The 21,180-nt window shown below is 60.0% G+C and carries 18 protein-coding genes; 12 read left to right on the top strand and 6 right to left on the bottom strand.

Features of this window, described 5'->3' with window-relative positions:
• Positions 1 to 148 precede the first annotated feature (148 nt).
• From GKO01_RS00980 to GKO01_RS00965, 4 genes are read left to right on the top strand one after another with little or no spacing between them, the layout of a single operon-like run.
• Complete coding sequence (locus GKO01_RS00980) at positions 149 to 535, top strand: hypothetical protein (RefSeq protein ID WP_099285281.1); 387 nt, start codon at positions 149 to 151, stop codon at positions 533 to 535.
• A complete protein-coding gene (locus GKO01_RS00975) occupies positions 535 to 1,500 on the top strand; it encodes a hypothetical protein (RefSeq protein ID WP_099285279.1) in 966 nt (321 codons plus the stop codon). Before GKO01_RS00980 ends, GKO01_RS00975 begins: the two co-directional genes overlap by 1 nt.
• A gap of 51 nt (positions 1,501 to 1,551) precedes the next feature.
• A complete protein-coding gene (locus GKO01_RS00970; protein ID WP_099285277.1) occupies positions 1,552 to 2,412 on the top strand; it encodes a heavy metal-binding domain-containing protein in 861 nt (286 codons plus the stop codon).
• A gap of 1 nt (position 2,413) precedes the next feature.
• Complete coding sequence (locus tag GKO01_RS00965; RefSeq protein ID WP_167383402.1) at positions 2,414 to 3,655, top strand: toxic anion resistance protein; 1,242 nt, start codon at positions 2,414 to 2,416, stop codon at positions 3,653 to 3,655.
• Here GKO01_RS00965 and GKO01_RS00960 read toward each other — a convergent pair.
• Positions 3,646 to 6,576 carry an ATP-dependent DNA helicase gene (locus tag GKO01_RS00960; protein ID WP_099285273.1) on the bottom strand — a complete coding sequence of 977 codons (2,931 nt, stop codon included), beginning with the start codon at positions 6,574 to 6,576 and terminating at the stop codon, positions 3,646 to 3,648. The genes GKO01_RS00965 and GKO01_RS00960 overlap by 10 nt on opposite strands.
• A gap of 210 nt (positions 6,577 to 6,786) precedes the next feature.
• Here GKO01_RS00960 and GKO01_RS00955 point away from each other — a divergent pair, with 210 nt between their 5' ends.
• The 3 genes from GKO01_RS00955 (at position 6,787) to GKO01_RS00945 (ending at position 11,255) form a co-directional block, all read left to right on the top strand.
• Positions 6,787 to 8,418, top strand: a complete 1,632-nt coding sequence (locus GKO01_RS00955; protein WP_099285271.1) for a lysine--tRNA ligase — start codon at positions 6,787 to 6,789, stop codon at positions 8,416 to 8,418.
• Positions 8,419 to 8,505: 87 nt separating this feature from the next.
• A complete protein-coding gene (locus GKO01_RS00950) occupies positions 8,506 to 10,557 on the top strand; it encodes a lysylphosphatidylglycerol synthase domain-containing protein (protein WP_373319073.1) in 2,052 nt (683 codons plus the stop codon).
• Positions 10,554 to 11,255 (top strand): MarC family protein, encoded by a 702-nt coding sequence (locus GKO01_RS00945; protein ID WP_099285269.1) that lies wholly within the window; start codon positions 10,554 to 10,556, stop codon positions 11,253 to 11,255. The genes GKO01_RS00950 and GKO01_RS00945 overlap by 4 nt, the downstream gene beginning before the upstream one ends.
• A gap of 3 nt (positions 11,256 to 11,258) precedes the next feature.
• On the opposite strand, the gene GKO01_RS00940 is transcribed toward GKO01_RS00945, so the two are convergent.
• Positions 11,259 to 11,864 (bottom strand): uracil-DNA glycosylase family protein, encoded by a 606-nt coding sequence (locus GKO01_RS00940; protein ID WP_174694195.1) that lies wholly within the window; start codon positions 11,862 to 11,864, stop codon positions 11,259 to 11,261.
• Positions 11,861 to 12,424 (bottom strand): RNA 2',3'-cyclic phosphodiesterase, encoded by a 564-nt coding sequence (gene thpR / locus GKO01_RS00935; protein ID WP_099285267.1) that lies wholly within the window; start codon positions 12,422 to 12,424, stop codon positions 11,861 to 11,863. Before thpR ends, GKO01_RS00940 begins: the two co-directional genes overlap by 4 nt.
• 151 nt (positions 12,425 to 12,575) lie before the next feature.
• Here thpR and GKO01_RS00930 point away from each other — a divergent pair, with 151 nt between their 5' ends.
• From GKO01_RS00930 to cyoD, 5 genes are all read left to right on the top strand, one after another.
• Complete coding sequence (locus tag GKO01_RS00930; protein WP_099285265.1) at positions 12,576 to 13,346, top strand: Bax inhibitor-1/YccA family protein; 771 nt, start codon at positions 12,576 to 12,578, stop codon at positions 13,344 to 13,346.
• Positions 13,347 to 13,793: 447 nt separating this feature from the next.
• Entirely contained in the window at positions 13,794 to 14,732 is a 939-nt protein-coding gene (gene cyoA / locus GKO01_RS00925; protein WP_099285263.1) for a ubiquinol oxidase subunit II, read from the top strand.
• A gap of 7 nt (positions 14,733 to 14,739) precedes the next feature.
• Positions 14,740 to 16,728, top strand: a complete 1,989-nt coding sequence (gene cyoB, locus GKO01_RS00920) for a cytochrome o ubiquinol oxidase subunit I (RefSeq protein ID WP_099285261.1) — start codon at positions 14,740 to 14,742, stop codon at positions 16,726 to 16,728.
• Between the two features lie 18 nt (positions 16,729 to 16,746).
• Positions 16,747 to 17,367 carry a cytochrome o ubiquinol oxidase subunit III gene (cyoC, locus tag GKO01_RS00915; protein WP_099285259.1) on the top strand — a complete coding sequence of 207 codons (621 nt, stop codon included), beginning with the start codon at positions 16,747 to 16,749 and terminating at the stop codon, positions 17,365 to 17,367.
• Positions 17,367 to 17,696, top strand: a complete 330-nt coding sequence (gene cyoD / locus GKO01_RS00910; protein WP_099285257.1) for a cytochrome o ubiquinol oxidase subunit IV — start codon at positions 17,367 to 17,369, stop codon at positions 17,694 to 17,696. The genes cyoC and cyoD overlap by 1 nt, the downstream gene beginning before the upstream one ends.
• 166 nt (positions 17,697 to 17,862) lie before the next feature.
• Here the strand turns inward: cyoD and fdxA are convergent, their stop codons facing one another.
• The 3 genes from fdxA to GKO01_RS00895 all read right to left on the bottom strand — a co-directional run bounded on the left by fdxA (position 17,863) and on the right by GKO01_RS00895 (position 21,160).
• Positions 17,863 to 18,195, bottom strand: coding sequence for a ferredoxin FdxA (gene fdxA / locus GKO01_RS00905; protein WP_099285255.1), 333 nt, complete (start codon positions 18,193 to 18,195; stop codon positions 17,863 to 17,865).
• Between the two features lie 92 nt (positions 18,196 to 18,287).
• A complete protein-coding gene (locus tag GKO01_RS00900) occupies positions 18,288 to 18,566 on the bottom strand; it encodes an RNA-binding S4 domain-containing protein (RefSeq protein WP_099285253.1) in 279 nt (92 codons plus the stop codon).
• Positions 18,563 to 21,160, bottom strand: a complete 2,598-nt coding sequence (locus GKO01_RS00895; RefSeq protein WP_099285251.1) for a helicase-related protein — start codon at positions 21,158 to 21,160, stop codon at positions 18,563 to 18,565. The genes GKO01_RS00900 and GKO01_RS00895 overlap by 4 nt, the downstream gene beginning before the upstream one ends.
• Positions 21,161 to 21,180 lie beyond the last annotated feature (20 nt).

Here is a 21,180-nt window from a genome sequence, read left to right as displayed (position 1 = left end):
GAATGACGGCTTGGACCATTGGTCCTGAAAAGCCCCCGGTCATTGGGACCGGGGGCTTTTTTTATGTGAACTTTTCGAAAGCGGAATTTCCTGATTGACGGGAAAGGAAACCTGTCGAACTGTAACAGCCGATCTCGAAGAGAGGCTTATGACCGGGAATATCGACGATCTTGCAGCGCTGATCCGGGACGCTGAAGGCGGTCGGGAGCGTTTTTTGGAAAAGTTCGCCGCTTTCTGCGAACAGGCCTTGCCGCGTCAGTCAACCGTGACGCGCAAGACACGCGGATGGCTGAAACGCACGGTCGATATCGAGGAGCTTGCCCTTCGGTTTGAAACACGAGTTTTCGTGCTCCGGCGTAACGGAACCGGGGTGGTCGCCGAAATCGCGCATGAGGTGCGTGGAGTGGTTATCAGTCGCAAGCAGGTTCCGGTTCGGGACTGGATCACGGAGTTGCGTCAAAAAATCTATGAGGCCGGACTGGCGGTTTCGGGTGAGGGGCATGCAGCCGCTGAACTGACGGATTTCCAGCCGTGATGCGCCTGTTTCCTTGGTCCTCCGGTCCGAAAAAAGAGGCCGAGGCAAGGGCGTTTCACGAGCTTGGCAGTCTGGCACGTCCTCTGGTGCGTCTGGGATCGGTGCGACAGGCGCTTCTGACGCCGTCCATGGCGATTATGCCGCTGGGCAATGTCCATGCCGAAACCTGGTGGAAGTCCGGGATGAACTGGCAGGCGGTGCATGAAGCAGGCTGGCGCACGGCAACGGACCGCATCCGCGAGCAGGCGCGAGCGTTGGGGGCGGGAGCTGTTCTGAACCTGCGATACCGGCTTGAGCATCATGGCGGGGCGCTTGGGTTCATGTTGCATGGTGAGGCGGTGCGTGTGTCGCAGCTTGAACGTCTGGATGTTCTGCCTTGCGTGCCGTGGAATGCGGCGACGCTGGATGTGGCGCTTGCAGCAGGAATCGTGCCTGTGAATTACGGCGTCGGGACGTGGGAGGAGATCCGCTACACGGGGCCTCTGGAAGGCTTTTTTGATGCGTTCAGCATTGGGGAAAGCGCTCTTTTGACGCAGGCCAAGCGGTCGGCCCGGGATGCAGCGGCGCTGAGCTTACGGAACGATCCAGCCTGTCGGAACTGGGACGGGGCGTTGGGGCATGACGAGATCGTCGGACTGACGGTGCAGTCGGAACGGGGTGTCGTGAAGTCGCTCCGGGTTCGGGCGGCTGTGAGTATTCTTGGATATCGGCGCATCGGCGGTCAGGGTTCGGTGTCACCGGCGATGGTGTGCGGGCTGGATGATGCGGTTCGTTCGGGCTTGCAGCATCGGCCGCTTTTCGCCGGGGTTTCGAACCGGATCGAGGTTGAGGAGGAGGCTGGCGAACGGGGTAGGGATGGTCGCGTTGAGGCCGCTGTTCTGGGTCTTGAAGTCGGCGGTGAGGTTGTCAGCGAGGTCGTCGAGGGACTGGATGGTCTGTTTGACGGCTTGAATGATCTGTTCTGAGGCGCGTTCTGAGCGGCCTCGTGGTGTTGTGGATTTTACGGCGGGAGTCCCATGGGTATCTTCGATCAGGTTCCGGGTTTTGACGCGCTTCCTCCGGGTTGGGGCGGGGGTGGATCTTCCGAACCAGCGCAGGGTGGTGGACAGGTGCCGCCGGTGAGGGCTTCTGGCGGTCGGGTTGCGACGTCGGATTTCAGCGTGCGCGAGCTGCTGGTCGTCGAGCAGGCCGGATTCCGGGCGCTGGGATTGTGTTTGGGCAACAGCATCTGGAAGGTGCAGGCCAATACGCAGTTCCGCAATACGTCCTATGAACTGACGGATCTCACGGGGGCCATGTATGGCGCGCGTGAGAAGGCCGTTGAGATCATGCGCGAGGAAGCCGAGCAGCTTGGCGCGGACGGGATCGTGGGAACGCGGCTGGAGATTTCACAGCTTGCTGATAGCGGCATGCTGGAATTCCGGGCGTTCGGGACGGCCATCGTTCATGCCGAGGGGCACTCAGGATATCGGCGGCCGGATGGAAGACCGTTCACGTCCGATCTCTCGGGACAGGATTTTGCGCTGGCGCTGCGCTCGGGGCGGCGGCCGCTGGATCTGGTTCTGGGATGTTGCGTGCAGCATATTCCGCGCCGGAGCCTGATGACGACGCTCAAACAGGCCATGCAGTGTGTGGAACTGGATCTGTTTACGCAGGCCTACTACACGGCGCGCGAGCACGCGATGGAGCGGATGTCGGCTCATGCGGCGGAAGTCGGGGCCAATGAAATCATCGGGACGACACTCCGGGAAGAATCGCATGTATGGGGCGATCATATCGTCGAGTTTCTGGCCGTCGGCACGGCCATGTACGACACTGGAAAGCCGGACCCGAATTTCCGTATCGACCCGACCTTTACCCTGACGCTGGATGACTGACATGAGTTCTGACGAGACCAGACCGCTGGATCTGAGCGATCTTTATGCCGATGAGCCTGCGCCTGCTCCTGTGAAGGTTGAGGCGCCGGTTTCCAGCAGTGCCGTTCCGGTGGCGCTGGAGCCGATGCCCGCTTTTCCGCGGCTGGTGGAGATCAGCCGGTTGCCAGCGGACATGGTTGAAGAGGCTCATCGGCGGGCGGAGACGATCGATTTTGGGGATCTGAACACGCTTTTGTCGCACGGGATGGGCGCGCTTGGGGAACTCGCGAAGGTTTCAGACCGGATGCTGGCCGGACGGACGTTGGGTGAAAGCGATGCGGTTGGGGAAATCGCGGCAGGTGTTCTGGATGGTGTGAAGATCCTGAGGATCGGCGATTTGCAGAAGCTGGCGCGGGGCGAAGGTGGGGCTCCGGGTGGCTTTCTAGCGAAGATGGGCGGTCTGCTCGGTGGGGCGAAGGATGCGCTCGGCGGATTTGCCGAGAACCGCAAGAAGTTCAACGCCCTGATGGATCAGCAGGAAGCCAAGGCCCGGGTGACGATTGCCGATCTCAAGCGGAACATTACGTCGTTCGAGGATATGTATCAGGCTCTGCGGCATGGGGTGCGGGAACTGAACATTGATATCGCAGCCGGGCAGCTTGCGCTTGAAGAGGGCGAGCGAAAAGTTGAGTCGCTGCGACAGCATGCGCTGGAGACACAGGACCCTGTGGATGCGGCCGAGGTCATGGAATTGCGTGGACGTCTGGCGAATTTTTCGGGGCATCTGAGCGAGCAGCGCGAAGGGCTGATGCGGGCGGCTCTGACCATCCCGATGATCAAGAGCACGCGCGAGGCCGCAGAAGCGCGGATTATGGCGCTGCATTCGGCGTTGACGAAGACTATTCCCAACCTGAAAGCGACCTGCGCAGTGGCCGTGGGGCAGGTGGACAACCGCAATGCCGCTACCGCGCGCGATGCGCTGAACGAGGCGGACCGCAAGATCCTTGGACTCGTGGCCGATGGTGCGCTGGATGCGGCGCGGACGACTGCCGCCAGCCGGGGTGTGGACCCGCGACAGATGGAAGCACTGGCGCAGGCGGCGGACAAGGTCACGCAGGCTCTGGGCGAAATGGCGCAGAATGACAGGCTCGCAGCCGAAAGGGCGCAGGAGCAGGAAAAAGAACTGCATCAACTCCGCGACCGTCTGGCGAGCAGTATGCGTAACTTGGCGCAGCAGTCGGTGCAGCCCTTGGCTCAGCCCTGAAGGAGAGGCGGTTCGTTTTCCTGTGTCTCAGGACGCAGGAAGCGGGCGATGTTTTCCAGCGCGTCGGCCAGAGACATGCGGCGGACATCCACGCCGTCGGGGAAGGCCGAGAGCAGGCGTGAGGGCATCCGGCGGTCCAGCATGACGAACACGCCGCGATCATTGCCCTGACGGATCAGGCGGCCGAACGCCTGCCGCAGACGCATCCGGGTGATGCGGTCGTCATAATCACCGGGGCGGCCTTCGGAGAGCAGACGGCGGCGTTCGCGGTGCAGGATGTCGGGGCGGGGCCAGGGGGTCTTTTCGAACACGACCATGCGCAGGGCCTCGCCGGGCACGTCTACACCGTCGCGCATGGCGTCCGTTCCCAGCAGGCAGCTATGGGTTTCGGTGCGGAAGACGTCCACGAGGGTCGCGTTGTCCATCGCATCGACATGCTGCGCGTAGAGCGGAAAGCCCTGCGTTTCCAGAGGTTCGTGGATACGGCGATGGACTTCGCGCAGACGGCGGATGGCTGTGAACAGGCCGAGCGCACCGCCACCGGCGGTTTCGAACAGGGCGCGGAATGCATGGGCCAGTGAGGCAATTTCGCCCGAGACGTCCGTAATCACATAAGCGCGTGTCTGCGTGGCGTAGTCGAACGGGCTCATGACCGAGGCGCGGATGGGTGGCTTGAGGAAATGCGTGGCACCCAGACGCAGTTCGGCTGCGTGCCAGCTTGCTTCGTTCTGCGCGTCGCCATGGCCGGTCTGGTCGCGCAGGGTGGCGGAGGTCAGAAGTAGACCGTGAGCGGGTGTCTGGATGGTCGAGACGAAGGGGATGGTCGGGTCCAGCCAGTGCCGGTACAGCCCGATATCATGGTCGCCTTGTGTGGCGCGGGTGCGGGGCAGGCGCTCGGTGCGTATGAAGTCCACGAAAGTGGGGGTGACGTCCGGTTCCGGCGGCGTTTGCAGCGCATCAAGCATCCCGATCCAGCCGGACAGGCGGCTGATGGCGCGGCGGTGCAGGGTGCGGATCATGGCTTCGATGCGCTGACGGGTCGGGGCGTCCATTTCCGCATCGTCCTCGATCTGTGCGGCGAGACGGTCCGCCAGAAGTCGAATGGGATCGCGCAGACGCGTCAGGGCGCGGCTGAGCGTTTCTGAGGCAGCGGCCACGTCGTCATTGACGGGGTGCAGGTCGCATTCAGCAGAAATGTATCCGTCCCGAAGGTCTTTGGTCTGTCGCGCGCGGAGTTGCTGGTCGAGCGCGCGCAGGAAAGCTTCGGACGGGTTTTCCGGCGCGGGGTCCGCGGGGATTAGCAGGGCGGGCGTATCCTCGGAAGGCGTTAAGATGCTTTCGTCAGCGGGGTTCTCGGGGCGCAGGCGCGTGCTCCAGCCGGGGGCGGGGAGGCTTCTTGCGGCCTGGAGCGCGGCTTGCAACGGCGTGTCGATCATGGGCAGGCGTTCGACCAGATCGTCGAGGCGCCGTTGCAGACCCCGCGCGCGGGAACGACTGCCTTCCGCGCCGAGCAGCCAGCGGCGGAGTTCGGCAGCTTCCAGCCCGGACAGTGCTGTGGCGAAAGCGCTGTCAGCCGCATCGGGGATGTGATGGCCTTCGTCGAAAACATAGCGGGTGGGCGTGGTGTCTTCGTCCGGCAGACCGGGTGGCGCGAGGGAGGCCCAGGCTGCCTGTGAGAGAACGAGGGCATGATTGGCCACGACCAGATCGGCCTGCCGAGCACGGCGGATTCCGTGTTCGACAAAGCAGGTCTGATAATGCGGGCAGGCGGCGTGGATGCATTCGCCGCGCCGGTCTGCAATGCCGAACAGCGTGCCATGCCCGAAGAGTTCGCCGAACCAGCCGGGGAGGTCCCCGCCCATGAGGTCCCCATCGCGGCTGGCTTCGGCCCAGCGGGCGAGCAGGGCCATGGGGAGAAGGGCGGAGAAGCCGTCAGGGCCGCGTGAGGTCGCGACGTTGAGCAGGTCTTCCATATTTAGTAGGCAGAGATAGTTTTCCCGGCCTTTGCGAACGACGACTTTCTCCCGAAGAATCTTTTCACCCGGATAGAGGCGTCGGAGTTCCTGTTCGATCTGGCGCTGGAGATGGCGGGTATAGGTGCTGATCCAGACGGCGCCATCATTCTGCTCGGCCCAGAGGCTGGCGGGCGCGATATAGCCAAGCGTCTTGCCCGTACCGGTTCCGGCTTCGGCGAGGACGACATTGGGCGAGCCGATGCTTTCGCGCGGCTCAAACGCAGCGGTGGCGACCGAGGCGAAATCGGCCTGTCCGGGGCGGATTTCGGCGTTTTCTCCTAGGATTTCTCGCAGGCGCTGACGGGCCGCGTTTGGTGAGACCGGCTGGCTTCCGGGCGCGGGGCGCGGGGCGGTTTCTTCCCAGCGCGGCAGACGCTTCCAGATGCGGATGGCTTCGTAGGGATGGGCACCGATCGTGTCTTGCGGGGTTCCGAGAACGTCCGTGACTTCGCCGCTCCAGGCCCATCCGGCGCGGGTCAGGGGGACCATCAGGGCGCGCAGGCGCGTACCTTCGGGCGTTCCGGCTTTGTGGCGTAGTTCGTCGAGAAGGGTTTCGCACAGAGCTGGCAGGAGGTCGGCGCCAATGGTTTCGGGCGGGTCGATTCCGAGGGCGAGGGCCAGTCCGCGCGGGGTGGGTGCGACGGTCGTGGCAGGACGGACGAACAGGAACAGGTCCAGCAGGTCAAACCATGGCACAGGCTGGGACAGCGGAGTGAGGTCTAGGGCGCGCAGGGCGGCGGGGCCGTGGACCAGAAGGGGCGGGGGAAGCTGGGTGAGACGTTCGCGCGTGTCTTCCGCTGTTAGCTCCAACAGTTCGCCATCCGGGGTCAGGAGGGACGACAAACCGCGACGGGCGACGAGGGCCGGAGCGTCGAATGGCGACAGGAAGGTAGGGGCGCGGGGCATTGTGGCCAGTGTAGCGGGAAGGAAAAATTCCGGCGAGGATGTTTTGCGAGTTTTGCGAACGGAACGTGAAAGATGGCTGTCTGCAAGGGGTTGGGACGGGCAAAAAAGTTACTGAAATATTTCGTAATGTGAAGGATTAGTCAGAGTGAAACGGGAATGTGTCGTATTGCTTGACCAAGAAGGGGTGTCTCCCTACTTTTTCCTGTAATCATGCAGAAATCCAAGACACCTATCGCTCCGTCCCTCTCTCCTGACGCGCCGCTTCCGAAAGCATGGCCGTTTGAAGAGGCGCGAAAAATCACCGCGCGCATGGACGCGCGCGCATCAGATGCTTCGGAACAGGCTCCCGCTCTTCTGGAAACGGGCTATGGTCCGTCGGGCTTGCCGCATATCGGTACGTTCGGTGAAGTGGCACGGACGACCTGGGTGCGTCAGGCCTATGAGGCGCTGACCGGCCGTCCGACGCGCCTGCTCGCGTTTTCTGACGACATGGATGCGCTGCGCAAGGTCCCGACCAATGTGCCGCAGCAGGAACTTCTGGCGAAGCATATCGGCCTGCCGCTGACGCGGGTGCCTGATCCGTTTGGCGAGTATGAGAGCTTTGCCGCGCATAATAATGCGCGCCTGCGCCAGTTCCTCGACAGTTTCGGTTTTGAATACGAGTTCGCCTCCGCCACGCAGTATTACACCAACGGCACGTTTGATGCGGCGCTGCGCCGTATGCTTGAAGTCCATGACGAAGTCGTAGCGACCATTATTCCGACGCTTGGCCCAGAGCGTCGGGCGACCTACTCCCCGGTTCTGCCGATCCACCCCGAGACCGGGCAGGTCATGCAGGTGCCGATCATCAAGGTTGATCCGGATGCCGGGACCGTTGTCTGGAAGGACGAATCCGGTAAGACGTTCGAGACATCCGTTCTGGGCGGCCATGCCAAGATGCAGTGGAAGGCCGACTGGGCCATGCGCTGGTATGCGCTGGGCGTGGATTATGAAATGTCGGGCAAGGATCTGATCGACAGTGTGAAGCTGTCGTCGAAGATCTGCCGTATTCTGGGTAAGGAACCGCCTGCGGGTCTGACCTACGAACTGTTCCTCGATGCGCAGGGGCAGAAGATCAGCAAGTCCAAGGGTAACGGCCTGTCGGTCGAGGAATGGCTGCGCTATGGCACGCCGGAAAGTCTGGGGCAGTATATGTTCCAGCAGCCGACGCGGGCCAAGCGTCTGTTCTTCGATGTAATTCCGCGTGCGACGGATGATTACCTGACGCTCGTGCAGAAGGCCGAGACACAGGACGGGCCGGACCTGATGGCCAATCCGGTGTGGTTCATTCATGGCGGAACGATCCGCCCGGAAGACACCAGCCCGGTCTCGTATACAGCGTTGCTGAACCTTGCGAACGTGGCCAATGCCGACAAGCCCGAGACGCTGTGGAAGTTCCTGCGCCGCTACGATCCGACGCTGTCGCCTGAGACGCATCCGTATGTGGACCGTCTCGTACGCTGTGCGCTGACGTATTTTCAGGAACAGGTTTACCCGAACAAGACCTACCGCGCGCCGACGGACACCGAGCGCAAGGGGCTGGTAGATCTTGCGGACGAACTGGCAAAGCTCGCGCCGGAAACGCCGCCGGGCGATGTGCAGGATGTCGTGTTCGAAGTCGGCAAACGGTATTTCGAGAAATCCGAACTGCGGTCGTGGTTCGGGTGCCTGTATGAGGTTCTGCTGGGACAGACCGAAGGGCCGCGTTTCGGGATTTTTGCGTCCCTGTTCGGGCTGCCGGAGACGGTTGGCCTGATCCGGGAAGCTCTCGCGCGGCCTGTTGAAGAGCCTGTACAGGGCTGAGCCGTGGGCGCGCCCAAAGAGAAAAGACCGGAGTCCCGGTTGCCCGATGTTCAGGCTTCGTCTGTGAAGGGCGAAGTCTGTGCATTGGTGGAGGCGGATCCCGTGGATTGCGGGTGTGAGGAGGCCAGTCCGTCTAAGCGACGCTGGCAGGTTCTCCTGTCGCGCGCGCCCGCTCTTGTGGGGCTGGTTCTGCTGGTGGCGGCTGTGGTCGTTATCTGGCGCGAACTGCGACATCTTTCGCTGCACGACATCACCACGAGCCTGAGCGCCATCCCAAACTCTGCGCTGATGGCGGGCGGGGCGGCGACGGTTCTGTCATACTTCATCCTGTCCTTTTATGACCGGCTGGCGTGTTTGCATGTCCGGGCGGACGTGTCGTATCAGCGCTCCGCTTTTGCGGCGTTCTGCTCCTATGTGCTGTCCCACAATCTGGGCTGTGCGGCGATATCAGGAGCGGCGGTGCGGTTTCGGCTCTATCGGAGCTGGGGCGTGGCACCGGGTGCAATCGCGCAGATCATTGCTTTCTGCTCCGCGACCTATCTGCTCGGTACGATGGCGTTAATTGGGGGAATCCTAATTATCGAACCGCACGCGGTGCCGGTTCTGATGCATCTGCCGACGTTTCTGCTCAGATTTGTTGGCCTCGGCCTGTGGGCTGTGTTGCTGGCCTATGTGCTGGTCTCGCGCGTCCGCAAGCATGTGCGGGTCTGGAAGTATGAGATCGAACTTCCGGGGCCGGGGATTGCGATTGCACAGATCGCCGTCAGTGCGGCTGACATGGCGGCGACGGCGCTCATTGCGTATTGCGTGCTGCCGCCTCTGCCGCCGGAAGCCCATTTCGGGTTCGGGACGTTTCTGGCAATCTATCTGGCTTCTTACACGGCCGGCTTGATGGCCAGCGTTCCGGGAGGTTTGGGCGTTTTCGATGGTGCCATGCTGCTGGCGTTGCAGGCTTATCTGCCAACGTCGCAGATCATGGGCGCGATCCTCGTATTCCGGCTTTTCTATTATATTATCCCCCTTCTGATTGCGGGGCTGATGTTCGCGGGGCACGAGTTGTTCCTGCGTGGCGAACAGGCGCTGGTTTCGGCCGGGCAAACCCCGCGCAGGGTCAGGCCCAGTCAGGTCATTCGTGAATCGGAAGCGGATTTCTCCGTGGCGGTGGCGACGAGTGTGCAGGCTGTGGTCGGGCTGTTGCTGTTGCTCTATGCGCTGGTGGCGGACCTGCCGCCTGTCCAGACGTCCTTTTGGGCGGCGGTGTCGCAGATTGCGGATCTTCTGCTGACGGTGGTTGGCGTCGGGCTTGCGGCACTGTCTTGGGGACTGTCGCAGCGTGTGGCGCTGGCCTGGAAATTTTCTCTCGGGATGCTGGGATCGGCGGTTCTGCTGCTGATCCTGCGTCATGCGCCGTGGGAAGGGCCGGTTGTCATTGCGCTCGTGATGCTCCTGCTGCTGCCATTCCGGAACTGCTATTATCGTCGCGCGCATCTTCTGACCGCCCCTCTGACGCCAGCAACGCTTGCGCCCCTGTCGCTGTGGGGGCTGGGGCTCATGGGGGTTGGCTGGGTGGCGATACAGCGGCATCTGGGGCCGATCTGGTGGCGGTCCATGATCTATGATGCCCATACGGCTGTTGGGCGCTGGTTTCTGGGGTTTTCGGCCCTTTGCGGGTTTTACGTCCTGTGGCGCGGAATGCGCCGGACGCGCATTCGGTTCGAGGCCTGGACGGCTGAGAATGCCTGTCGTTATCACAGTCTGGCCCATGCCTTACCGCAACTGGGTTTGCGTCGTCCGACCGGGCTTTTGCTGGACGAGGCAGGGCGCGCGGCCATTCCGTTCCTGCGGACGGGGCAGTTCATTATCGGGTTGGGCGATCCGGCGGGCTCCGAACGCAACTGTGTGGCGGCAATCTGGAGACTGCGGGATCTGGCGTTGCAGGAGGGCTGCAAGCTCGCTTTCATACAGGTTGGCCAGTCCCTGATGGCCGTTTATAACGATCTGGGACTGACGGTCTGTCCAGACAGGACAGCCGGGACGGTATGCTGTTTTTCCGAGGACTATCGGATGTTGCGGGCTTTTCTGAAGGGTGAGGAACGTCTGGCACGCAAGCGCCAGCCACAGGCTGCAACAGGCTCATGAGTCTGGCGCCCGGACTGGGGAATACGCTCAGCAGCTGGCTGATTGCCTTTCCCGCGCTGTTTTCGATCATCAATCCGCTCGGGGCCTCGCTGATTTTCGCGCAGGCAACAGAAGGGCGCGAGCGCCGCGAAGTTGTGGAACTCGCGCGTCAGGTAGCGTTGAATTCGCTGGGCATCATGCTGGTGTCCATCTGGTTTGGAAGCTGGATTCTCGGTTTTTTTGGAATTTCAATCAATGCCCTGCGCATCACCGGCGGTCTTGTTGTGGCCTCCCGGGCATGGGTGATGTTGTTGCAGCCAGAAACGTCCGAGGCCCGCAAGGAAAAGCAGGCGCTTCAGGGTGGTCGCACCGTAACAACGCCGGATCTGCGAGAGCGGGCATTCTTTCCACTGGCAATGCCGTTTACGGTGGGGCCGGGAAGTATTTCCGTCGCCATCGCCCTGAGTTCGTCCACGCCGCCCCATATGCCAACAGCAGATTACTATCTGGGCGTTTCCGCTGCGGCGACGACCATGGCCGTCGTTGTGGCTATCGTTTACGCCTATGCCGAGCGGGTCGTGGCGATGCTGGGTGTGACAGGTGCGCGGATTGTCAGTCGTCTTGCTGCCCTGATCCTGCTGGCGATCGGAATTCAGATTCTGTCATCAGGCGTCGAAGGATTTCTGGTCGAGGCCTTCAGGCAGGCTAAAGCCGCCTGAAATTTAGCGCTCGGCAAGCAGCGCATGAACGCGCGCTCGCAGGGCCGGGATGACCTCTTCCTGAAACCATGGCGCTTTCTTTTCCCAAACCCCGGTCCGCCATGACGGATGGGGCAGGGGAAAATACTCCGGCAGGTAATCCCTGAAATTCCTGACTCGCTCCGTGACTGAACCACGCCCCAGAACGTGGTTCTGGGAATAGCTGCCTACGAGAAGTGTGAGGCGGATATCAGGCAAGAGCGACAGGATACGATGTCGCCATAGAGGGGCGCATTCAGGGCGCGGCGGTTTGTCGCCGCCCTGAGGCAGGCGTCCGGGATAGCACAAGCCCATTGGCAGAATAGCGACATGCCGGGTGTCGTAAAAAATGTCTTCCGGGATGTCGAGCCAGCTTCGGAGGCGATTGCCGGACGGATCGAAAAACGATTTCCCTGCGATATGGGCTTTGGTGCCCGGTGCCTGACTTGCAATCAGAATCCTGGAAGTCGCGGAGGCGTGGATCAGGGGGCGAGCCCCCAGAGGCAGGTGTTTCTCACAGACGCGGCAGGCCCGGACTTCCCTGAGGAGGGCGTCAAGGCGCTCCTCAGGGGAGGGGATGGATCGGGTCATTCTTCCTCGGGCGACAGCGGCATCTCTGGCTGCCAGGCATATTCGGCTCTGGGAACATAGATATGCTCTCCGAGACTGCGCAGGCTTTCAAAAAGCGTAACGTGCTCTACGGACATCGGTTTGCTGCGAAAGAGATTGTGTCTCTGCACCCATTGGATGGCGTCCGCCCGCTGGCTGGAGGAGAAATGCCCCAGCGTGACGGCTGGCTGGAAGCGTCGCTTCGCGGGAAGGCATCCGGCGCGGCGAAGGACACTTTCGACCTGAGACTGGAGCGTCTCAAGTTGGGGCGTGCGCTCAACTCCGATCAGGAGGCTGTCAGCATTGAGGCCCTCGCGGATATCGGCCTGTGCGAGCGACAGGTCGAAGGGCTTCCAGGCCAGACGGGAGAGGGCGAGGTCAATTTCCTCCATTCGATGTCTGTCCGTGATTTCCCCGATGAAGCGAAGCGTGATGTGGTGGTTTTGTGCAGGAACCCATTGCACACCGGGCATGGAACCGCGCATCAGCGCCAGCGTTTCACGGAGATCGACAGGAAGGTCGAGTGCGACAAAAAGTCTCAAGAGGCGCGTTTCCCATGAAAAATAAGTAAGGGACGGCGGAGTATTCTTGACCCCTCCGGCAAAACTCCCACATTCAGGTGGAGTGTACGGACGGCCCTCCCTGGTTCGTCAAGCGCCCTTTTTAAAAGGGCATCTCATTGGAAAAGGTGTCATGGCTTTTAATTCCAACTTCAGCAGAGCCGGTGTGCAGGCCGGAGCCGGCAGTCTTGATGCCGGACTTCGTGCTTATATGTGCCGGGTCTTCAACTGGATGGCGCTTGGTCTGGTGATCACGGGAGTGGTCGCCTACGGCGTCGCACAGACATCTCTGCGCGCTCTGTTCTTCCATCTGGCTGAAATGCCGAATGGTGCAATCGTCCTGCGACCGACCCTCCTGGGTGGTATCAGTATATTCGCGCCGCTCGTGTTCGTGATGGTTCTGTCTTTTGGCGTTAACCGTCTTTCCCGTCCGGCTGTGCAGGGGATTTTTCTGCTGTTCAGCGCCGCGATGGGTGCCAGCATGGCCAGCATTTTGTTGAGCTATACGGGAGTTTCCGTGGCCCGGACCTTCTTCGTGACGGCCATTACATTCGCTGGAATGTCGCTGTGGGGATACACGACCGGCGCCAATCTCGCTCGACTCGGTTCGTTCTTGTTCATGGGGTTGATCGGTATCGTTCTGGCTTCGGTGGTGAACATTTTCCTGCACAGTTCTCCATTGGCCATGCTTGTTTCTGTAATAGGCGTGGGTCTTTTCACCGTGCTTGCGGCCTATGATACGCAGCGGATCAAGATCACATACCAGCAGTACATGGCCTATGCTGGTCCAGAGGAAGTAGCGAAGCTGAGTGTCTATGATGCTCTGACGATGTATCTCAATTTCGTGAACCTGTTCCAGTTTCTCATCCAGTTCATGGGTGTGCGTTCAGGGAACAATGACTGACAGTACTGTCCAAACGATACTGGACATCGGGAAAGGGGTGGCAGTTGATGCCGCCCCTTTCTGCTTTTTGGACCAATAAAGTCTTGAATTATTTCCGCGAATTCTAAAGAGGTTTGCATTAAAAATCTGTAACTTTCATATTTAATGAAAGTCATAATTAGATCAAATGTGGCGAAAAACAGCCATTTCATCCTGAGGTCCATGCTGGGGATAGGCTCACGAAATCCGTGATAAGCCTTGTCTTTGAGGCGATTCAGGCAGAAAAAACCTGAGGAACCGGGACAGCCGTGTCCCATGCTGAATGAACTTCAGGATCGGATCTTTGATCCGGTTCCTGACGTCAGGATACGAACGAGAAAGGTAGCAGACTATGGCAGCGTTCGGCGGCACTGATGCGGACCTTATCGTGTCAAACCGTTTCCCGGCGACTACTGCAAGCCGGAACGGATGATGAAAGCAGGACCGATGAAAAAACTCTGGCGATATCTCCCAGCGTTGCCGGCGCTGATGCTATCGGGTTGTACGGTTGATCTGCTTCAGCCGCGCGGCCCGGTCGCAGTAATGAACCGCGATGTCATGGTGGCGGAATTCGTCATCATGATGCTCGTTGTGGTTCCAACCTGCGTCGCGACGCTTTATTTTGCGTGGAAGTATCGTGCTTCCAACAAAGAGGCCGAATACCTCCCGAACTGGGATCATTCGACCGCAATTGAATACGTCATCTGGGGTGTCCCCGCCATTCTGATCGCCTTCCTTGGCGGTATCAGCTGGTGGAGTACGCATGCTTATGACCCTTACCGCCCCCTTCAGACGGATGACAATGTCAAGCCGCTGAATGTTCAGGTGGTTTCTCTCGACTGGAAATGGCTGTTCATTTATCCGGACCTGGGGATCGCAACGATCAACCAGCTGGATGTTCCCACGAATACGCCGCTGGATTTCCAGATCACCTCTGATTCCGTCATGACGTCGTTCTTCATCCCCCGTCTGGGCTCGATGATCTACGCCATGCCGGGTCAGCAGACGCAGCTGCATCTGATTGCAAGCGCACCGGGGGATTACCTTGGTGAAGCGTCGCAGTTCAGCGGTCGCGGTTTCTCGGATATGAAGTTCCGCACTCTCGCCATGGACCCGGCTCAGTTCAATGACTGGGTGGAGAAAGTGAAGAGCGGAAGCGAAAATCTCGACGACACCACATACCCGAAATATGCTGCGCCGCAGGAAGCTGCACCGGTACAGTATTTCGCGCATGTCCAGCCGGATCTCTTCGACGGCATCGTTGCCAAGTATAACAATGGCATGGTGGTGGACAAGACGACGGGCAAGGTCATGCACATGCAGTCCGTTCTCAACGCTGCACCGTCCGACACTGGCATGAAGGAATAACCGACAGATGCTCGGAAAACTCTCCTTTTCAGCCATACCGTTGGATGTGCCGATTCTTGTCGGTACATTCCTTGGTGTTGCTGTTATCGGTCTCGCCGTACTGGGTGCTGTCACCTATTACGGCAAATGGGGCTATCTCTGGCGTGAGTGGCTGACGACTGTCGACCACAAGCGTCTTGCAGTGATGTATATCATCCTGGCGATCGTCATGCTGTTCCGTGGTTTCGCGGACGCCATCATGATGCGGACCCAGCTTGCGCTGGCGTATAATGGTAACCCTGGTTATCTGCCGCCGCATCACTACGATCAGGTCTTCTCGGCGCACGGCACCATCATGATTTTCTTCATGGCGATGGCGTTCATGACCGGCCTGATGAACCTGGTGGTTCCCCTTCAGATCGGTGCGCGTGACGTTGCGTTCCCGTTCCTGAACTCGCTCAGCTTCTACATGACGCTGGTCGGAGCCCTGCTGATCAACATCTCGCTGTTCATCGGTGAGTTTGCCCAGTGCGGCTGGCTGGTTTACCCGCCTCTGTCTGAGATGCAGTTCAGCCCGGGTGTCGGCGTTGATTACTATATCTGGGCCGTCCAGATCGCTGGTGTTGGAACGCTGCTAACAGGTGTGAACTTCTTCACGACGATCGTCAAAATGCGTGCGCCTGGTATGGGCTGGATGCAAATGCCGGTGTTCACTTGGACTGCCTTTTGCACGACCGTGCTGATCATGGCGTCCTTCCCGGTTCTGACGGTAACGCTGGCTCTGCTCAGCCTTGACCGTTACCTCGGTATGCACTTCTTCACGAATGATGCCGGTGGCAACGTCATGCTCTATGTGAGCATGATCTGGACCTGGGGCCATCCTGAGGTTTACATCCTCGTTCTGCCAGCCTTCGGTGTTTTCTCTGAGGTGACGGCAACGTTCTCCAAGAAGCCGCTCTTTGGCTACAACACGATGGTGTACGCCACGTGTTCCATCATGGTGCTCTCCTTCGTCGTGTGGGTGCATCACTTCTTCACCATGGGTGCAGGTGCCAACGTCAATACCTTCTTCGGTATCATGACGATGATCATTGCTGTTCCGACAGGTGTGAAGATCTATAACTGGTTGTTCACAATGTATAAGGGCCGCGTGGAATTCACGGCTCCGATGTACTGGACGCTGGGCTTCATGATCACCTTCTCCATCGGTGGTATGACCGGTGTCATGCTGGCCATGCCGGCTGCTGACTGGATCCTGCACAACTCCCTGTTCCTGATTGCCCACTTCCACAACGTCATCATCGGCGGCGTGTATTTCGGTTACATCGCGGGCATGGGTTTCTGGTTCCCGAAGGCTTTCGGTTTCAAGCTGAACGAAGCCTGGGGCAAGCGCGCGTTCTGGTGCTGGTTCGTCGGTTTCTATCTGGCCTTCGTTCCGCTCTATATCCTCGGCCTCGAGGGCATGACGCGTCGTATGAACCATTACGACAACCCCGACTGGTATCCGTGGATGCTGGTTGCTGAAGCCGGTGCAATCGTTATCGCCTGCGGTATCGTCTGCCAGCTGACGCAGCTTTATGTGTCCATCCGTGACCGTAACCTGCCCGAGAACCTCGATCTGACGGGTGATCCGTGGAATGGTCGTACGCTGGAGTGGTCGATTTCCTCTCCGCCGCCGGCCTATAATTTCGCGGTCATTCCTGACATTCATGGTCTCGACACGTTCCACACCGAGAAGCAGCTGGGTCTGAAGGCTCACGGTAAGCCGCTGGCGCCGATCCACATGCCGAAGAACACATCTGCTGGTGTCTTCATCGGTCTGTTCAGCTTCATCTTCGGTTTCGCTTCGGTCTGGTACATCTGGTGGCTCGCTGCCATCGGCCTGATCGGTATCGTTGCAACCATGATCCTGCGCAGCGCAAACCGCGACGTCGACTACTATGTCCCGGTGAGCGAAATCGAGCACAACGAGGAAGTCTATTCTCGTCGTATCGCTGCGGCGCAGGCAGCAGAGTAAGAGGGGGGCATAAGACTTATGGCTCACGAAGCAACAATGTCGCCTCTGGCACACGCCGACGATCACGGCGGGGAACATCATCACGAGACCCCCAACGTGTTCGGCTTCTGGCTTTACCTGATGACGGACTGCGTCCTGTTCGGGTCGATCTTCGCTGTCTTTGCGGTCCTCCGGAACCAGTATGCCGGTGGCCCGTCGGGCAAGGAACTGTTCGATCTGACGAACGTGGGGATCGAGACGGCTATCCTGCTGTTCTCGTCCATCACGTACGGCTTCGCCTCGCTGAATGCGCTGGCGAAGAATAAGACGATGGTTCTGGTCTGGCTCGCCGTCACGTTTGTGCTGGGCGCGTCCTTCGTCGGTCTGGAGGTGAACGAGTTCAGCTCCATGATCGCGGAAGGTAATGGTCCTGACCGCTCTGCATTCCTCTCTGCGTTCTTCACGCTGGTTGGAACGCATGGTCTGCACGTCACCTGCGGCCTGATCTGGATGGCTGTTCTGATGGTGCAGATGATGGGTCCGCAGGATCTGTCCGAGCGTATGATGAACAAGCTGTCCTGCCTCAGCCTGTTCTGGCACTTTCTCGACATCGTCTGGATCTGTGTCTTCTCGTTCGTCTATCTCGCAGGAGTGATGTAATGGCTCAGGCACACACAGACCACGATGGTAGCCACGGCTCCTATTCTGCTTATCTGATTGGCTTTGTTCTGGCCGTGATCCTGACGGTGGCATCCTTTGCCGCTGTCATGGCCCACGTTCTGCCTCCGTCAATGACGATTGCAGTACTGACGTTTCTCGCCATTGTGCAGATCGTTGTCCACCTGGTGTTCTTTCTCCACTTGAACACCAGCAGAGAGCAGAGCTGGAACCTGATGTGCTTCATCTTTGCTGCGGCAACGGTGATTGTCATCATCGGCGGTACGCTCTTCATCATGCATGACACTGCAATCAACATGATGTCCCGCTAAGATTTCTTTCGAAATCTGTGAGGAGGGCTGGCGGGAGAAATCCTGCCAGCCCTTTTTTTTGTGCCTTGTGTCTGTCTCAAATCGTGGGGTTTTCAGGGTATCAGGCGTAAAAAAACCCGATCTCGTAAGAGATCGGGTGGGGTAACGTCGGTATATGGGAGAAAAATCAGCCCTGATGCGGTGCCTCGGACAGCATGGCGGCTTTGCCCGGCTTGTCTTTCCATTCTTCCGCGTCTGGCATGGCGTCGATCTTGCGGGTCATGTTCGGCCACTGAGCCGAATATTTCGCATTGACTTCGATCCACGGTGCGGCACGGTTGTCGCTGTCGGGGAAGATGGCTTCGGCCGGGCATTCCGGCTCACATACGCCGCAGTCGATGCATTCGTCCGGATTGATGACAAGGAAGTTCTCACCTGCGTAGAAGCAGTCTACGGGGCAGACTTCCACGCAATCCGTGAACTTGCAGCGAATGCAGTTTTCTGTGACCACATAGGTCATTGACGTCTCCGATCGTCTTGCTGGTCCGGCATCCGGCCGGTTTCATCCGAGCGGGATGATATGCGAAGGTTTGGCGTCAGACGCAAGCATCCTCAGCCGTCTTCTGTGATGACTTCGTAAAGAAGTGCGGCTTCTTTTGCCGGACCGCGGCGTTCACCAAGATCCAAGACGCGCCACACGCGCACTTCTCCGCCAGAAACTGCGGGAAAAGTCAATATGTCGCCAATGTGAAGCTTGGCATGGGGCTTGCTGGTAGGCTGCCGGTTGATGCGGATACGACCTTTCCCGACGATAGCCGCACAAAGTGGACGTGTCTTGGCGATGCGGGCGTAATAGAGCCACTGGTCCAGTCGCTGATATGCTTCGCTCATGGGCGGACTTTTTCTCTTAGGATGGCGAGGGCCGCGAAGGGACTGTCAGTCCGTGGAGAGGAGGGGCGCCTGAACGCGGACTCGTGTTGCGCGGCTCGAGGGCGGCGGGAGGCTCGGGTTTTGCGATCATGCAGGATCATGAGCGGGCGCGGTGGACCGGCATGGGTGGAGGAGTGAGTCTCTGCGGGTTGATGTGCGATGCCCAGTCCTTTCAGGACAGATGGAAGGCTGTCGGATTTTACGCCCAGTCTGGAGGCCAGATCGGGCGGTGCTGTGTGGTCGCGGCGGAGTGTGAGCTGGTGCAGTTCTGCGATGCAGCGTTCTGCGATGTCGAGGCGCAGGCCCGTCTCTCCGGCACGGATCCAGCCGAATTGCCCGCTGATCTCGTGCCATGGAAGGGAGACGCGACCGGGCGCTGTCGGGCGGTGAGGCGTCTGGCGATGCAGGGCGTGGAGCAGTCCCAGAAGATCCAGAGGGCGCGCTCGGAACAGGGCCGGGCAGAAGATCGAGAAGCGTCCCACTTCGACGCCGTGCTTCCGTAGCTTGCTGCGCAAAGCGGGAGAAAGCGCCTGATCTTCTGGCAGGGTTTCGGTGATGCCGCCGTCTTCCATGAGACGGTGCAGAATGGCACGAAGTCCCGGTTCATGCTCGGCAAGAGCGTGGGCGCGATAAAGGGCTTTCAGATCCGTTCTGATGTGGTTCGCTACAAATGTTAGCAGGCGGGTTTCGACATGGGTTTTCTGAACCGTATCAGTGAACTCGGCTGGAAAAAGCTGGATGGCCGGGCGCAGCAGAGCTGTGCCTGCGGTGAGGCGACCCAGAGGGGTTTCGTCCCAGAAAAGATGTCCGGTGGTAGCGTCCAGTTTAAGGGCGGTGTCCGGTGCGTCCTGCAGGAGACGGATGCGGCGGGGGATTTCATGGATGAGGGCTTTGCGTCCGGCCCGCAGGATCATCTGGCGCTCCGGACCGGAGGCGACGTCCGTCTCCAGCGTGAAGCCCCGGATGCGTCCGATACTGTGCCCTTCCACCAGAACATCGCCATCGGGTTTGACGGCGGACAGCAGCGTGCGGTCGCCGTCGCTGTCCAGGCGGCGTAGAAGTGTGGTGGCGCGACGGTCCACGAAGCGGGCTGTGAGGCGTTCGTGGAGTGCATCGGAGAGCTGGTCTTCCACTTCGCGGGCGCGTTCCTGCCACATGGCGGAATGGCGGCTCCATTCGGTGCGGGCGGCGACATAGGAACACACGCGCACACCGGTGAGGCGGTGCATGAGGGTGTCGATATCGCCTTCGGTTTTGGCCAGACCACGGATATGGCCTTCCATCCAGTTGGCGGGAATGGACCCCTCTTTAACCAGATGGCTGTAGAGACGCGCGCAGAGACGGGTGTGGCTGTCATCGCCGAGTTTGCGGAAATCGGGGATCTGACAGACTTCCCAAAGCAGGGTTGTGGCGCGTTTGCCTCTCGCGATGTCGCGAACATCTGGGTCGAGCATCAGGGATTCGAGGGTGGTGACGTCCGAGGCCACGCGCCCTGCGGTCAGGCCGCGCAACGGCGGCGGGCGGGTCAGGCTTTTGAGCAGGTTGGCCGGGTTGGTGAAGTCCAACTCGTGGTTGCGCCAGTAGAGACGCTGGATCGGATCGAAGCGGTGCTGTTCTACGGCTTCGACGAGGGCGCTGGACATGGGCGCGCAGTCGGCCGTGGTGCCGAAGGTGCCGTCTTTCATGCCGCGACCGGCGCGACCGGCGATCTGAGCGATTTCCTGCGGGAAGAGAGGGCGCGGAACCGTGCCGTCAAACTTGCTGAGTTGAGCAAGGGCGACGTGATCGACGTCCATGTTCAGCCCCATGCCGATGGCGTCGGTTGCGACGAGATAATCCACGTCGCGGTTCTGATACAGCTCGACCTGAGCGTTTCGGGTACGGGGACTGAGCTGGCCCATGATAACGGCACAGCCGCCACGACGTCTGCGGATGACTTCGGCCAGCGCATACACTTCGCTCATGGAGAAGGCCACGATAGCCGAGCGTGGAGGCAGACGGGAGAGCTTGGTGTGTCCGGTGCTGGCGAGGCTGGAAAGACGGGTGCGGATGTCGATTTCGATACCCGGAACGAGTCTCTGAAGCAGTGGGCGAATAGTCTCGGCGCCAAGGAACAGCGTCTCGACTGTGCCGCGTGCGTGCAGCAGGCGATCCGTGAAGACGTGGCCGCGATCCGGATCTGAAGCGAGCTGGATCTCGTCGATGGCGATGAATTCGGCTTTGCGGTCCAGCGGCATGGCCTCGACGGTGCAGGAAAACCATCGCGCGCCGGGCGGCACGATTTTTTCTTCACCCGTAATGAGGGCGACGTGACGCTCACCTTTGATTTTGACGAGGCGCTCGTAATTCTCCCGTGCCAGCAGGCGCAGGGGGAAGCCGATGATGCCAGACGCATGGGCCATCATGCGTGTCAGGGCATAATGGGTCTTGCCGGTATTGGTGGGGCCGAGGGCAGCACGGATGCTGGCTGGCATGGTATGGTCGCTGGACGAGGTTCCGTGGAATGCACCCTTCATGTCTGAATGGTCGGGTGCCTGCGGAGCAAAAGCAAGCATATGAAGCCCTCCCGGCGGAT

It is taken from the genome of Gluconobacter kondonii (assembly GCF_002723995.1).
Classification (GTDB): Bacteria; Pseudomonadota; Alphaproteobacteria; order Acetobacterales; family Acetobacteraceae; genus Gluconobacter; species Gluconobacter kondonii.
Note: the sequence above shows the minus strand (reverse complement) of the source record. Positions and strands in the feature narration are given on the sequence as shown.